Origin of the sequence: Niallia alba (assembly GCF_012933555.1) — a bacterium.
Lineage (GTDB): Bacteria > Bacillota > Bacilli > Bacillales > Cytobacillaceae > Niallia > Niallia alba.
Map to the genome: position 1 here is coordinate 192,346 of NZ_JABBPK010000001.1, position 14,449 is coordinate 206,794.

16 protein-coding genes are annotated in these 14,449 nt (G+C 34.6%); 7 read left to right on the top strand and 9 right to left on the bottom strand.

Annotated features, from left to right (window positions below):
- Window positions 1-78: 78 nt before the first annotated feature.
- Window positions 79-207, bottom strand: a complete 129-nt coding sequence (locus HHU08_RS25345) for a hypothetical protein (protein WP_258954103.1) — start codon at window positions 205-207, stop codon at window positions 79-81.
- 1,119 nt (window positions 208-1,326) lie between these two features.
- Between HHU08_RS25345 and HHU08_RS01080 the strand changes: the two genes are divergently transcribed.
- The 3 genes from HHU08_RS01080 to HHU08_RS01090 all read left to right on the top strand — a co-directional run bounded on the left by HHU08_RS01080 (window position 1,327) and on the right by HHU08_RS01090 (window position 3,315).
- Window positions 1,327-2,184, top strand: coding sequence for a hypothetical protein (locus HHU08_RS01080; protein ID WP_062686428.1), 858 nt, complete (start codon window positions 1,327-1,329; stop codon window positions 2,182-2,184).
- Window positions 2,185-2,429: 245 nt separating this feature from the next.
- A complete protein-coding gene (locus HHU08_RS01085) occupies window positions 2,430-2,873 on the top strand; it encodes a helix-turn-helix domain-containing protein (protein WP_062686427.1) in 444 nt (147 codons plus the stop codon).
- 79 nt (window positions 2,874-2,952) lie between these two features.
- Window positions 2,953-3,315, top strand: a complete 363-nt coding sequence (locus HHU08_RS01090) for a hypothetical protein (protein WP_169187611.1) — start codon at window positions 2,953-2,955, stop codon at window positions 3,313-3,315.
- A gap of 112 nt (window positions 3,316-3,427) precedes the next feature.
- Here the strand turns inward: HHU08_RS01090 and HHU08_RS01095 are convergent, their stop codons facing one another.
- A complete protein-coding gene (locus tag HHU08_RS01095; RefSeq protein WP_100525934.1) occupies window positions 3,428-4,765 on the bottom strand; it encodes an ISLre2 family transposase in 1,338 nt (445 codons plus the stop codon).
- Between the two features lie 227 nt (window positions 4,766-4,992).
- Between HHU08_RS01095 and HHU08_RS01100 the strand changes: the two genes are divergently transcribed.
- The gene (locus HHU08_RS01100) at window positions 4,993-5,598 is read left to right on the top strand and encodes a hypothetical protein (protein ID WP_169187612.1); all 606 of its coding nucleotides are present in this window, start codon (window positions 4,993-4,995) and stop codon (window positions 5,596-5,598) included.
- Window positions 5,599-5,857: 259 nt separating this feature from the next.
- On the opposite strand, the gene HHU08_RS01105 is transcribed toward HHU08_RS01100, so the two are convergent.
- From HHU08_RS01105 to HHU08_RS01120, 4 genes are all read right to left on the bottom strand, one after another.
- A complete protein-coding gene (locus HHU08_RS01105) occupies window positions 5,858-6,367 on the bottom strand; it encodes a MepB family protein (protein ID WP_062686425.1) in 510 nt (169 codons plus the stop codon).
- Between the two features lie 101 nt (window positions 6,368-6,468).
- The gene (locus HHU08_RS01110; RefSeq protein WP_062686424.1) at window positions 6,469-7,524 is read right to left on the bottom strand and encodes an NERD domain-containing protein; all 1,056 of its coding nucleotides are present in this window, start codon (window positions 7,522-7,524) and stop codon (window positions 6,469-6,471) included.
- Between the two features lie 5 nt (window positions 7,525-7,529).
- Window positions 7,530-7,844, bottom strand: coding sequence for a hypothetical protein (locus HHU08_RS01115; protein ID WP_062686423.1), 315 nt, complete (start codon window positions 7,842-7,844; stop codon window positions 7,530-7,532).
- A gap of 334 nt (window positions 7,845-8,178) precedes the next feature.
- Entirely contained in the window at window positions 8,179-8,685 is a 507-nt protein-coding gene (locus HHU08_RS01120) for a hypothetical protein (RefSeq protein ID WP_062686422.1), read from the bottom strand.
- A 233-nt stretch (window positions 8,686-8,918) separates the two neighbouring features.
- On the opposite strand from HHU08_RS01120, the gene HHU08_RS01125 reads away from it, so the two are divergent.
- Window positions 8,919-9,290 carry a hypothetical protein gene (locus tag HHU08_RS01125; protein WP_156413437.1) on the top strand — a complete coding sequence of 124 codons (372 nt, stop codon included), beginning with the start codon at window positions 8,919-8,921 and terminating at the stop codon, window positions 9,288-9,290.
- Window positions 9,291-9,462: 172 nt separating this feature from the next.
- Window positions 9,463-9,744, top strand: a complete 282-nt coding sequence (locus tag HHU08_RS01130) for a hypothetical protein (RefSeq protein ID WP_062686420.1) — start codon at window positions 9,463-9,465, stop codon at window positions 9,742-9,744.
- A gap of 25 nt (window positions 9,745-9,769) precedes the next feature.
- Here HHU08_RS01130 and HHU08_RS01135 read toward each other — a convergent pair whose 3' ends face one another.
- From HHU08_RS01135 to HHU08_RS24885, 3 genes are all read right to left on the bottom strand, one after another.
- Window positions 9,770-9,967 (bottom strand): hypothetical protein, encoded by a 198-nt coding sequence (locus HHU08_RS01135; protein ID WP_062686419.1) that lies wholly within the window; start codon window positions 9,965-9,967, stop codon window positions 9,770-9,772.
- Between the two features lie 185 nt (window positions 9,968-10,152).
- Window positions 10,153-11,076 (bottom strand): hypothetical protein, encoded by a 924-nt coding sequence (locus HHU08_RS01140; RefSeq protein ID WP_169187614.1) that lies wholly within the window; start codon window positions 11,074-11,076, stop codon window positions 10,153-10,155.
- Between the two features lie 11 nt (window positions 11,077-11,087).
- The gene (locus HHU08_RS24885) at window positions 11,088-11,915 is read right to left on the bottom strand and encodes a hypothetical protein (RefSeq protein WP_175384185.1); all 828 of its coding nucleotides are present in this window, start codon (window positions 11,913-11,915) and stop codon (window positions 11,088-11,090) included.
- A gap of 168 nt (window positions 11,916-12,083) precedes the next feature.
- Between HHU08_RS24885 and hsdR the strand changes: the two genes are divergently transcribed.
- The gene (gene hsdR / locus HHU08_RS25630) at window positions 12,084-14,432 is read left to right on the top strand and encodes an EcoAI/FtnUII family type I restriction enzme subunit R (protein WP_062686417.1); all 2,349 of its coding nucleotides are present in this window, start codon (window positions 12,084-12,086) and stop codon (window positions 14,430-14,432) included.
- Window positions 14,433-14,449 lie beyond the last annotated feature (17 nt).

Sequence of the window (14,449 nt, forward strand, 5' to 3'; positions counted from 1 at the left end):
ATGAATTTTGTTGTAATATAAACGTGGATATATAAATCAATGGCTCTTATTTGTTCTGCAAAACAAATAAGGGCTTTTTTATTTTAGCTTTCTCTTTAATTCTCGTTCGAGCTTCTGCACTTCTCTTTTTACTTGCTTATCTACTTCTCTATTTAAATCCCTAATGGCTCTATTAACTTGGGATGTATTGATTCGTACTCGTACCATATAGTCACCTCCTCATACGTGTAATCTAATGCTTATTTTTTGCCTCCTCACAATATTGAATTATAGCACTATATTCCAACTTAATCAATATATAGTATTTATTCAATAGTAAATAACACTATATATTGTGTTTTTGGTAGGTGTTTTTTTATTTGTCAAATGTGAAAAGTTTAGAATGTGTGAGAAAAAGTCTGATTATTTAAGTAAATGATAGATTTTTAACAAATTTCCCTTAATTTCTTCATTTGCCATAGTTGATTCATTACGGAACACATTCTTTGCCAAGCATTTTTCATATTCTATCATCTTTGTTTTTCCTTTGATTGAATTTCTTGTTGAACGTCTTCTCCTCCGATTATGCAGTTATATATTTGGGGCAACTGCTTATAATACAGTAGCTTTAATAAAACAGGTTTCTAAATTTGAAGCTATTAAAACAGGATGTTCTAATCTATCAATTCGGATTAGACAGATAAACCAGGTGTTATCGCAAATCATAAACGGTAAACAGCAAAACAACTTGTAAAATGGTTAAACATAAACGGTAAATAGCACGAGTGAAAATTGGACTCTCCATCCAGTTTTCCTCGTGTTTTTTGTTTCTAATAAGCAGGAAAAACGTACCGTTGGTACGTGAATCAGAGTTAATCAAACGTTTGATAAAAAGCCCAATAAAACAGGATTTAAGAGAGGAAAAGGAGAAAGAAAACAGGAAGAAAAGAGCGAAAAAAGGCAGGAGAAAAAGCAGGAATCCCCCATCCCTAACCTCCTAATTCCTGTGAACTGATTTACCATTTATGTTTTCCTAAAAACCCTGATTTCTGTCAAAAAATGGGGGAAAAGAGACAGAAAATATTTACCGTTTTTATTTGCCTACAGAAATTGGGAAATCGGAGAAAGGCAGGAATGGCAAGGGTTTGTGAGAATGGGGGAGTTACCGTTTATGTTTTGCGACTACATAGAAGGGCTGGGTTTCTGAAGAACAAATCTAAAGTGAGTCTGAACTTGATAAGGGAAAGAGGGGAAAGGGAGGAAACAGCAAAAGATTGGAATTTTGATGAAATTCTATAGTTCTGTGCTATGCTAATTATATATAAAATCTTAATTTGGAGAGGTCTTATGGGGGAGCAAATTATTTATGACATGACTACACTTCCAGATACAATTGGCTCAATTAGCAAATTATTGGGTGTGGATGAACGACAAATTACGAAATACTGTGCAAGTCATAAGGATGATTATGATGCAGAGGGTTTTTTAAGTTTGTTAGGATTAAGTGAACATTCTCTGTTGGATTTTGAGATTTATATAACTTCATTGCACGTAACTACGGATAAGGATAATTGTTCATCCTTAAAGAAGTATGGACTTTTAAATTTGCAACAAGCCATCATAAAGGATACGCCCTTAAGGGCTTATTTAAGGAATTACGGAGTTCGCATTGAAATTGAAAAGAAACAAATTCAATTTCAAGATAAGCTCTTTGATATAAGCAAAGATTATAATGGCATAAGTGAACCGATTGATTGGATTATCTACAAATTGTATAAGGACTTCCAACTAAATTCATTCTTTCATTCTGACAATGTGCTTAAATATGGCGGAGGGATTAGAAGGAGACCTGAGTTTCTATATAATTTGGCTGAACTTTTAAGAGTGCCAAATATAGAATATGACTGGATGAATGATATATCTTGTTATGTCATAAAATATAAGGCAACACTCTCACAATTCGCTGATTGGAATTTTGATATTGATAAGAATGAAATCAATTATTTGGATGAAAGTGAAATTAATATAAGGAAAATAAAATGGCTTATAAATCAATCATTAAGAAGAATAAACAATGACCTTTTTTACAATAGTATAGACGATTGTTATTCTTATTTGAAAAATGATGCTTATGTACGAGTTTCTGATATTTTGAGAATTTATACTGAAAATGAGTATTTGGAAGAATACCGAATCAACGAGTGAAAAGCATTTTTAAGAATAGACAATATTAAGTAGAGATAGACACTTTGCCTCGCAGTGGTAAGGTGTCTTTTTGTGTCAACATGCCGAACTATGTGCGACTCCTTTTCTATCAGTTATAAATCAAACTTTCCTATCTATAATATAAGGTTAATACAAACAAGGGTTCTATTAAGAAACCTATAAAAACAGGATGTTCTAATCTATCAATTCGGATTAGACAGATAAACCAGGAGGAATGAGTTTTTATGAGTAGTAGAGAAGTACGAGAGATGCCAAGAACATTTGCTCAACAATTAAAATATTATAGAGGTCTCAGAGGTTATACCTGTAAAGAATTGGGAATGATGGCGAAAATTGACCCAGGCTACGTAAATTCTTTAGAGCGTGGGAAGAAAAAAGCGCCTACCTATCCCATAATCAAAAATTTGGCAAAGGCACTAAAAGTAGATATTACTGATTTGATTGATATTGAACCAAGCGAGGGTGAGCTTCCTTTAAAAAGTATTCAAGAAGTTATGGTTAATCAAGAATATCTTATAAAAGGGAAACTTCCGACTATGGAAACAAGGGAGGATTTATTAGGATTAATAGAGGCATTACTTGATTGTGAATGGGAAGAACATAGTAAACATTTGGATTCTGTGGAGATTTTAAACAGAGTTGATACATTTTTAAGGTCTATAAAATAATCATCAAACAGGCGAGGAAAGAGAACTATGTATTTTTTACTGGTTCTCTTTTTCTATATTTTTTGGAGGTTAGAGAAAAATGTCTAAAAATTCAAGTGAGCGCGAATTCATATTTACACTTTCGCAATTTGAAAATCCTCAAATTTTAGAAAAGGAATTGAACTTGAAATTAGCAGGATTAGAATTAGAAACAAAATTTGCAGGGTTGAAAATTGATATGTATGGGATAGAACAGGATTTAGGAGTAGAGGTCTTTGTAGAGAATGTGTTGTTGAAATCGGATTATTCTCACCAATACCGACTTCTTAAGCTGATAGAGGCTATTGATAAAGGGATTATTATTTATCAAGCGGTAGGGTTTAAGGATAAATACGTAAAGCAGTTGAGAGATAAAATATTGAATTCGAGCAAAAAAGTCAACCTTTACTTTGTAACGGATTGAGTCAAGTTTTTGTGGGAGTTTTTTTAGCTCCCTTTTTTATAAAGTAAAACCTCTAAGTTTGTATCCGCTTTCCAATTGGTTTTGTTCTTCCAACTGTTGATTCTCTCATTTTTTAAAAACCTTTTAATCCCTGTAAGGCAAAGTGAACGGGTTTTCCAATCGCTTGATTTAAGTATGGCATGTTCTGACGCACGGTTTCTGTTACTAATTTTGTGGGTATTTTTCTTTTCGGTCGATGCTCTTTCTTTGATTTTTCCGTGGCTTTTTCCCATTTTCCATATATCGTTTGGATAGATAGATCATCCTTCAACCCAATCCACAAACGTGCCATGCTCATGACGCCTTTTTTGCTCCATGCTCTTCCATTTTTTAATCGTTTGGCTAATTGATTCATCATTGCTTCTGCACTTCCCATTGGACGATACGCTGTCGTGTCCACGCCTTTCTCCTGTAACCAACTACGGTAATCTTTTATGGTTTCCTGATGATGCGTTAAAAAGCCGAGGAAATGCGCTAGTTTTTCTTCTTCTTCTGGTGTATCCATTGTTCCTACTGCGCTATTCAACTCTAGAAGTAATGTTTCTACCTGGTAGTTTTTTAACGCTCTTTTCATGTAGCGGTATCGAGGATGGCTCTTCATTAGTTGCTTCATCGAACGAGCGACATGAAAACGGTCCATGGTGAAAAAGGCGCGTTCCCGAAAATACTCCCGACATGCCGTTATCCAGCCTGCTCCATCGCCATTAATAATAAGCAAGGTTTGGGTTGGATCATACGCATAATGATTCTGTAAGAATGTTTCAAAAGCTTCCCAAAAGGGTTCTTTTTCTTCATAGAGAAAATGCCTTTTATTTCGGAGCCTGACTCGCTTTCCGTTTTCTTTCCATCCCTCATGTACAGCGGCGAATTTCAACTCCCATCCACGCTTTTTCTTTTCTTGACTCTTCACATATAATCCATCTACTTCGACAAACAACACCTTTTGAAAAGGACGTTTTTCCTTAGCGGGAAGTACGCTTGTATGAAGAAGATGTTGCCGTAATGCTTCGTGGCTCATCGCCGAATAGCCTAAAAATTGTTCGAACGTTTCCACCGCCTTTCGATAGGAGGAACCATTTGTCGCTAATTCTAGCCCCCATTCTTCTAATAGTGGACTAAACCCTTTATTCCCTTGAAACTGTAAATAATGATCTAACAGACAAATATATTTTTTGGTTACACGATCGAAATAATAATTACGCTTCAGCTCCACTGCTCCAAACGCTGTATCTACTCGTATTTCTCGTTTATCTCGTAAAGCAAATCTTCTTTTGTCTCGTTGCTGAGCAATCTCTAGATCCCAATTTTCTAATGTTTGAACAAGGATTTCTTGAAAGGTCATTTGTAGTGTTCGAAATAAAGTTTTTTCCAATTCTTTTAATGATGGCATTTTTGTGTTACATTGATTCATGAGAGCCTCTCCTTTTCGTAGTATTCTAGTCAAACTCTACTTTACAAAAGGAAGCTCTCTTTTTTAATACTTAATTTTTTCCAGCTACCGCGCTTTCGCTTGGTGGCCTTTTTGTCTAGTTGGGGGACTCGTCCCCCAACTAGACAAAAAGGATATTTATTCTCCCACAAACATTTTACTCATACTTTGTAACGATTAATCCTGAATTATTTAAGGGAATTGACTTATTGAATAGTGGAACACATAAGTTGAAAGTCTATGAAAACCTTCATATCCTCAATGAAGTCTCTAATCCCATCCAATTACAAAAGGAAATGAGCATTATTCGACCAATTAAGGGGAACAAGAAATATAGGGAAAAGATTGATTGGGATTTTACTAATAGAGAGGATGTAAACAACTATCTCTTACTGCAATTAAGAGAAAGGATTCCATATTTTTTATCATTCCAAAGGCAGAAATCCAATCTTGATAATATGAGGATTATCCCATGTGGATTCGGAAAATCTGGTGTGTCGCTTATGCTAACAGTAGAGGATATGCGTTATCGTGCGTTCGTAGAGTTAAGATTTAGAGAGTTTAGTCCACCAATCTATTACAAAATAAAGGAGAGAGAAGAGAAGGCAAAAGAATTAATTGGGGAGGAGCTAAAATTTTTGGATGATAAACACACCATAACTTACTCCTTTAAATCAAGAGGAAGGAGTGTAAGAGAAACAGTTGATAGGTTAGTAGATGTTGCTGAGAAATTTATCTTGGCATTCAGTAATGATGTTCTTTATGGTGAGGAGGAGAGACTTGATATGTGGGAAGAATTTGAATATAGTCTGTAAATAAGCAGGAACAAGGCATTGGGTTATCCAGTGCCTTTCTTAATAGGTTGTTTTCTAAAGATATAAAAAATGACCATCAGAATGGTGGTCGTATTGAATTAACGCACCCCATTAGTCAAATATTGATATTAACATCATCTGTACTATGTAATTTTCCTTTATTCGACTACTATAAGAAGTATTAAGTATATTCCATACCCAAGCCTGAAAAATTCTATCTATTTCTGCTTATTGCAGAAACGCACCCAATTGCAGAGGATTAAAAAGAATACAGTTCTATTATTTTTTCTAATTGTAATTTATTCGGATTACACATATCAACAAAATAGGGTAATTGCCATTCTTGAGTTTTCATCGCTTGTTTACTACTCGGACTATCCCAGGTAGGATAAACTCTTATTGCCATTTTTCCCTTTGTTGAAGTAGACCTAAGAATATTCTGTTTTAAAAGAACTTCTTTTGGAAAAATAAATTGACCAAACTCATTTTCATTTTTAAAGGTAGTTATAACTAATAAATCAGGGGCTTCCTCATATAAATAGGGTTGATTTTTATTATTTTCATCCTTTTCCCAAAATGCAACAAACTGACCTACTTTGGTGGGAGTTATATTCGCAACTCTGAATCGAACTGTTTTAGATGATAATTTAAATGTACCAGCACCATACTTAGAATTTTGTTTTTCTTCTTGAACCGACTCCACCGTTAAATCATTTGCCTCGTAAATCATTTTATTTACATAATTTAATGCTGTATAAAAATCATCCATTATTCCACCCTCCTCAAAGTTCAACAATTAATGGTCCATTTGTTAGGCAAATGCTTCCTAATTTACTCCCTATATTTTACCATAAATATAATTTATCCTTCTTATAATTGCCGATGGTTTTTTATAATTCCAATCAATTCTTCACCGAAAGCATTAATTTTCATTTCGCCAATTCCATGAATGGTTTTTAAATCGGTTAAGCTACACGGTTTTTTTAGAATCAATTCTTCCAATGTTTTATTGCTAAATATGTGAAATGCTTTTACGTTTTGTTCAGTCGCTTTGTTCATACGGAATTTTTTCAATAATTCTTCTAAATCGGTATTATTCGCTTGAGCTGATACTATCCGTTCATTGTTTTCATTTTGTGTACTAATTGTTTCCTCTAATAATTTCATTTCTACTAAGTCAGTTTCGTCATCAATCAATTCAAAATGAGTAGCCTTGATATAATCGCTCATTTCTTTCATACGGTTATCCATAAAGCGAACAGGCGATGACTTTTCGAGTTCTTGTTTTATATATGCCACTAAACCGTCTACACGTAATAATTTTTCCTTTACATGTTTACTTGCCTTTTTCGTATTGATAACCGTTCGATTATTGGTGAAAACAACAACACTTTTAATTGGTGTTCGTGTCACTGCTCCCATGTCCCTCATATATGACTCAAAAACTTCAACCTGTCTTTCTACTTGGCGAACTGGGCTGTAGAACCCTTCTTGAAATGCTAACCTGTTTCCTTTGTACACTTGTCGTATGAATTCGTCTTTTTCATTTACTAAAATGTTGCCATAGTAATTTTTCACTTCTATCAATAAAATGAATTTTCTTGTTAAAACAACAAAATCTATTTGAGCTTTTAAGTCATTGTGAACAATACGAACATCGTGCAGGATATGTATAGGCATAAAGGAATTTTGTAATTCAAAAAGAACGCTATTTTCACCTTTTAAACCGAGTTCTAATAGTTTTATTTTTTCGTGAAGGGATTTGCTTTGCTTTTCATCTACTGTGTTTGCGATTTCCTGTTTAGATTGTTCAATTAACTGATTGCTTTCTGTTGCTTCCTTCACAAGAATGGGTGTTTTTAACTTTTCGGTATCCGTTAGAGCTTTAGCAACTCTTTTAAAAAATCCAACTTGTTTATATTCCATATAATCTAAACCTCCGTTTCTATGCTAAAATCCGAGTGTACGCCAATTTCTTTTTGTATGCTTTTATAGCGTCTGATAAACTCCCTGCCAAATTCTCTCGTATTCAACTTAATGCGGTCTATCGGTTCATATTGAATTCCAAAAGAGAACTCTTCATTTAATCTTTTAAGCTCTTTATACATATTTTTAACAGGCACTTCATGTCCATCGAGAACCTGATAAATGACAAGTTTCGGCAGAGCGTTTCCGTCATTGTATTGATGAATTCGATACAATCCATTTACGGATTTGGCCTCAATTGTTTCAAGCAATTTGTTCATGCAATTACCTCCGAACGAATTCCATTTGTAGCCATATTATAACATGTGTTTTCTAAAACTTTCTTCAACTTATCAGTTCAATAGTGTTTGTTACAAAAATATATCTCAACATTTGCGTACAAGGTATGAAAGAAGTACGAAAGAATTCATAACAGTTCTTAATTAATCACACTTGTTTAGCAACAATTCAGAGCAATTACGTAAAAAGTGTGAAATGGTTCATAGCCTTTTCATACAGAACTACGATATCCAAACTCTTATGTATAAGTATTTTTATTTTAATAAAGTAAAAAGGCACAGGTATCTTCATCTGTGCCATTAAAAATGTCGTTTACTAAGTTTCTTGGTATGTGTAAATAAACTCCAATAAACTGTGTGCAATTAAATCTTGAATTTTCAAATGTGGGAACTGGTTCTCGCATAACTTGGAGAACTTGTCATAAATGTTTTCATTCAACTTCAAATTTTTGTTCACGTATTTTGCCTTAGTATTGTAGATTTCTTTATCTAAGACAAGCGTAGGTTTTTCGTTTACGGTAGATACTAAGCTCTTCAAGGTTTCTAAATTCTCTTTTATAAAGGTTAATTCCTCTTGGAAGCCAATGGTTGCTTTATCAGAAGGTTTCGCATTTCCTAATGATTCCTTGTCCCGAATAAACTTGAAATACTGATTCTCTCTCGCAATATAGACGAAATCTTGTTTCTGCATTTCTTTCGTGAACGAAGAATAGGCGAGACCTAAAGCCTCTGCAACCCCTTTTAAATCGCTGTTTACCAGCATTTTATTTATTTCCTCTGCACGTCTGTCTACATCCATCGTAAAAAATCTATCTTTATTCATGTGTACTTTGCTCCTCTCTATTGGTTTTTTAATATTATAGTAGAGTTGCTTTTTCTTTATAACTGCACTGTGTAGGAGCTACTTCGAGCAAGGTGTTGTAAGGTTGGAAGGAGCTAAAAGCAAAGGTGGCTCGTGATTATGGAATCAAAGTGGCTCAATATTGAATAATGTTTTGGTTCGGCAGGATTAGCGTTATAAGGTTGCTCCTGAATTACTATCATATACAAGTGAACATGAGAGAGGAGGGAGGTCTTATAGTAATAGAAATAGAGAACAAGAAGAAAGGCAGTGGTAGTAAGAATCCAGGGAAGGCATTTGAAAAAGACTTTTATGATTCTATCCCAGAAAATGTATTTGCTTACAGAATGAAAGACGATAGTTTAGGATTCGCTAATGTGAAAAACCCCTGCGATTTTATCCTATACAAGATTCCGAATCTCTATCTATTAGAGCTGAAAAGCCATAAAGGTAAATCTATTCCTTTCGGAGCTTTACAGCTAAATCAGGTAGAATCCCTTTATCAATACAGCACGATTGATGGTGTAAAAGCAGGATTTGTATTCAATTTTAGAGATGTAAATGAAACGTATTTTGTGAATGCGTAAGCAGTTTATCAGTTTTATCATGACGGAGAACGCAAGAGTTTTTCATTAGTTTGGACAAGGAAAAACGGGATTCTTATTCCGCAGGAGTTAAAACGGACTCGATATAAATATGATTTGAGTAATCTAATAAATTATTAAATTAAATCAAATAGCAAGAAACGGAGGAATGTAAGTGGGAAAAATAATTGAAATTGAAAGAAATTATGAAGGTGAGTTTCACCATATTTTATGGACTATCCTTAAAGGAGAAGTAGACGAAAAGCCAGAATTTATGGGCTGGTATAGAAAAGAAAGAGTCATCAAGCTAAATGAGGAATTGTATAGGCTAACAGAATTTAAATGCTACCAAACCCAAGTATGGCTTACACTAAAGCCATTTACAGGCGATTTAAGCAAAGTAAAAGAGAAGTATGAGGGTGAAGTTGATTATGTAAATGAATACGAAATAGGATAAACGAGAAGCCCCTACAGAGGAGCTTCTATTGTTTTTTTATTACCCTTTCAACTGTATTAATTGAGCCTTTGACCATGTTTTTATATCGGCTTGTGTAAAGTTCCAATACCTTCAAAATAATATCTTCCTCCTTTGCTACATAATCACTATAAGATTTTAGCTGTACAATCTCACCTATTTCCTGTTCTAACGCTTCTGTAAGAATTATCTCCACCTTTTTCATGGTCTGCATCCTTTCCCAGTGTAAAATGATTACTCCTGTTCTGTTGAACTATTAGATTATAGATTTGGAAAAGGTGTGTTATTGACCTAAAACGTTTATTAGTGAGCCTTCTCATAGTGGGAAAAATTTACCCCAGCCTTTTGATATAGGAATAATGGCAAAACAATCATCAACAAAAATAAAATCTATAATGATTGTCTCCTTCCCCTTAAATACAATGATATTCTTTCTTTGACCATCTTCTCATTTAATTCATCTTTGTAGTCAAAATAAACTATTCCAAGTTTATAGTAATCGCATAAATTTACTTTTTCTTTATCCCTTGCTTTAGTATTTTCAAATGCTTCCTCTCCTCCCATAAAAGCAATAGGTTTGAAGTGCTGTTCTCCTTGATATTCAATTACGAGATTCAATTCTTCAATAAGAATATCAGCTTTTAAATGGTCAAGTGGGTATTGATGAATAACTGTATAATTTGGATATAGTTTTCTTATGATTTCAAGAAGTTTAACTTCCGTTGTCCATTTCTTACCTATTGCAAAGTAGCCTATACGAATTCGTATGACATCTTCGCAATATCTTAGGAAATCTGTTATAGATTGGTCATCGAGCCTTTTATCATCAAATGAATGTGTAATAAGATATGGAACTATGTCAGTGGGTAAAAGGTCTGGTGCATAAATTCTCCCTCGTGAACCAATCCCAAGCCCAAAGGCTAAACTATTTATATAATGGCCATAGATAGAGTGGAACTTTGTTCCGTTTAACGTTTTTCCAAATCCGTATTTTGGGCTTACTTTATTGCAAACGTGGCATAAATTATCTTTGAATTGGAGTGTATTTATAAACGCCTCTCCCAAATCGAAACGCAATGATTTAGGAATATCTCCAAACTGATTAAATTCTTCGTTCAAAAGGTATATTTCTAATCCTTTTTGTTGGCATTTGCAATAACATACAGGTGAGTCTTCATTTTCTTGAAAGCCAAAAAATGACCCAAATCTTGAAGGATAATGAACAATAGGATATGGCAACTCTTCTTCATAAGTAACGTATCCATCTGATTCTAAAGTGGGAACAGATTCCTTCGGTACAATCCTTGAACGCATGTTATTCACTCCTACTTTTCAATTCTATTACTAATAAAATGAATTCCAGCCTTTTCATATCTGTAAAACGGATTTGTCCCATTCCAATCATCAGCCATTTTGATAGATGGCAATTTGTCGTCTTCCTCTTTTGTAACAGTGCAAACAAAGTAATATTTAATCAAAAGGTCATAGATAAATTCCTCTGTTAATTGTCCAGCTAATGTAATTTCCGAAATTTGTTTTATGTAAAGATTTTTCGGTATCATATGTTCATAAATCAGGTTCTTTGTAACAATACCTGTTTCAATGGCTTTCATAGCGTTAGGGGTAATGTAATCGGACATGCTGTGTTTTCCTCTAAAAAGCCCTTTTTGTCTAAAATAGCTTTCCGTTAGAAAATAAAGGTCATCACCAATTCCTTTTGAACTAAGATGATATTTCCGTAAAAAGTTATCGGGAATTTCCCTTTTTAAAATCAGCACCTCAAACAAGTTCTTGCTTAAATGTCGTATATATTCTTCTCTGTTAAAGGCAGAGGAGGAAGTCCCTTTATTTAGAACAGGAACACTGATTTCAGTTTCAAACGCTGGAACAGTAGTTTCGGTTTTAGATGATGAATCTTCTCTCTTTTGATAAACTCCACTTTTCATAACCCAATTACCACTCCGTTTAATTGCATACCATATTGCTTTATTTATGGCTGTATGGATATACGTATCGAATTCTTTATGATGAAAGGTAGATTGTTTGAATTTTTCTACTAAATTAGCATTTGTAAAAACAGTTCCACCAGCCACACTATTTTCAAATTGTAATAAGAATTTCAATGTCTCTTCGTTAAGTGAATATTTTCCCATTTATCTTCAATCCAGTCTTTTTATGTTAAATATACCATCTGTCATATAATGCTGTATATTTGCATGGTTTTCATCGCCTTTAGTCAAAATAACTCAGCAGTCCTTGCTTTGATTTGGTAAAATAAAGGTATTAATAGGTCGGTTGTCAATAGGTAAGGGGGAGGAAAAGTGAAAAAGAAGTTAAGTGAACGTGATATTTGTACAAAATATATTACTCCTGCCATTCAACAAGCAGGATGGGATTTACATAAACAAATTCGAGAAGAAGTAACTTTCACAGCAGGGAGAATCATTGTTAAGGGAAAAGTACATTCCCGAAAGAAATCTAAAAGAGCTGACTACATCCTTTATTATAAACCAAATATACCAATAGCCATTATTGAAGCTAAAGATTTAGAACATTCAGTTGGAGATGGGATGCAACAGGCCTTAGAATACGCAGAAATGCTCGATATTCCCTTTGTATTTAGCTCTAATGGTCAAGCCTTCTTACAGCATGACCGCACTGGACAATCGGAAAAAATAGAGCAAGAGATACAGTTAGAAAGGTTTCCAACACCAGAAGAGCTTTGGAGCAGATATAAGAATTGGAAAGGGATTGTTACAGAGGAGCAAGAAAAAGTTGTAACACAGGATTATTTTACAGATACCAGTGGGAAAACGCCAAGATATTATCAACGTATTGCGGTCAATCGAGCAGTGGAAGCTATTGCACAGGGGAAAGACCGTATCCTACTTGTGTTAGCAACAGGAACAGGGAAAACGATGATTGCTTTTCAACTAATTTGGCGTTTATGGAAGTCAAAAACCAAGAAGCGTATTCTTTTCCTTGCAGACCGAAACATATTAGTAGACCAAACCATGAGCAATGATTTTAAGCATTTTGGCGATAAAATGACTAAGATAAAGAACCGAACAGTGGATAAATCATATGAAATCTTCCTTGCTTTATATCAAGGGGTATCGGGAGCGGAAGATTGGAAAAATATTTACAAAGAATTTTCTAAAGACTTCTTCGACCTAATAATTATTGACGAGTGTCACCGTGGGAGTGCAAAGGAGGATTCCGCATGGCGAGAAATCCTTGAGTATTTTTCTTCTGCTACACAAGTTGGTTTAACTGCAACACCTAAAGAAACAAAAGATGTTAGCAACATTGATTATTTTGGTGAACCACTGTACACATATAGCTTAAAACAAGGAATTAGCGATGGTTTTCTTGCTCCGTATCGAGTGATTCGTTACATCTTAGATAAAGATACTGGATGGAGACCAACAAAAGGGCAAACAGATAAATTTGGAGAAGTCATTGAAGACCGTATCTATAATGTGAAAGATTTTGACCGTAACTTGATTTTGGAACAGAGAACAATTGCTGTTGCCAAAAAAGTAACAGAGTATTTGAAACGAACAGACCGTTATCAAAAAACGATTATTTTCTGTACTAATATTAATCACGCTGAACGGATGCGACAGGCGATAGCCAATGAAAACAGTGATTTAGTAGCCAAAAATCATAAATATGTTATGAGAATCACTGGTGACAATGACGAAGGGAAGGCAGAACTTGATAACTTTATTCATCCTGGAAGTACCTATCCAGTCATTGCGGTGACTTCAAAGCTAATGACAACTGGAGTTGATGCTCAAACTTGTAAGCTGATTGTTTTAGATTCTAACATAAACTCTATGACAGAATTTAAGCAGATTATCGGGCGAGGTACTCGTGTGAATGAAGAACATAATAAATATTCCTTTACTATTATGGACTTCCGAAATGTAACAAATCTCTTTGCAGACCCAGATTTTGATGGAGACCCTGTTCAAATCTATGAGCCGAAAGAAGGAGAGCCACCAACCCCACCAGATGAAGAGGGAGATAACGAGGATTTCCCACCTGAAACAGATGGTGGTTCAGGTTATAACGGAGACACTGATACGGAACAATCGAAAACAAAGACATATTATGTTCACAATATAAAGGTGCAAGTCATCAATGAACGTGTGCAATATTACGCAGAAGATGGTCAATTGATAACTGAATCACTAAAGGATTATACAAAGAACACAGTAAAAAAGGAGTATTCTTCTTTGGATGTATTTTTGCAAAAGTGGAATTCTGCCGAAAGAAAAGATGCTATTATAGAAGAGTTGATAGAGCAAGGGATACTGTTGGATGAACTGCAAGATGAAGTGGGGAGAGAGTATGACCCCTTCGATTTAATCTGTCACATAGCGTTTGATAGAAAGCCTTTAACACGCAAAGAACGAGCGATGAATGTAAAGAAACAGGACTACTTCGCCAAGTACGGTGATAAAGCCAGAGCGGTTCTGGAAGCATTGTTGGACAAGTACGCTGACGAAGGAATCGAAAACATAGAGAGTATGGAAGTGCTGAAACTTACTCCATTCGATGAATTTGGCTCTGTGTTGGAAATTATGAAGAGCTTTGGCGGTAAGAAACAGTATTTAATAGCTTTACAGGAGCTTCAACAGCAACTTTATACAACAGCATAGAGGAAGCAGAGGGGGAA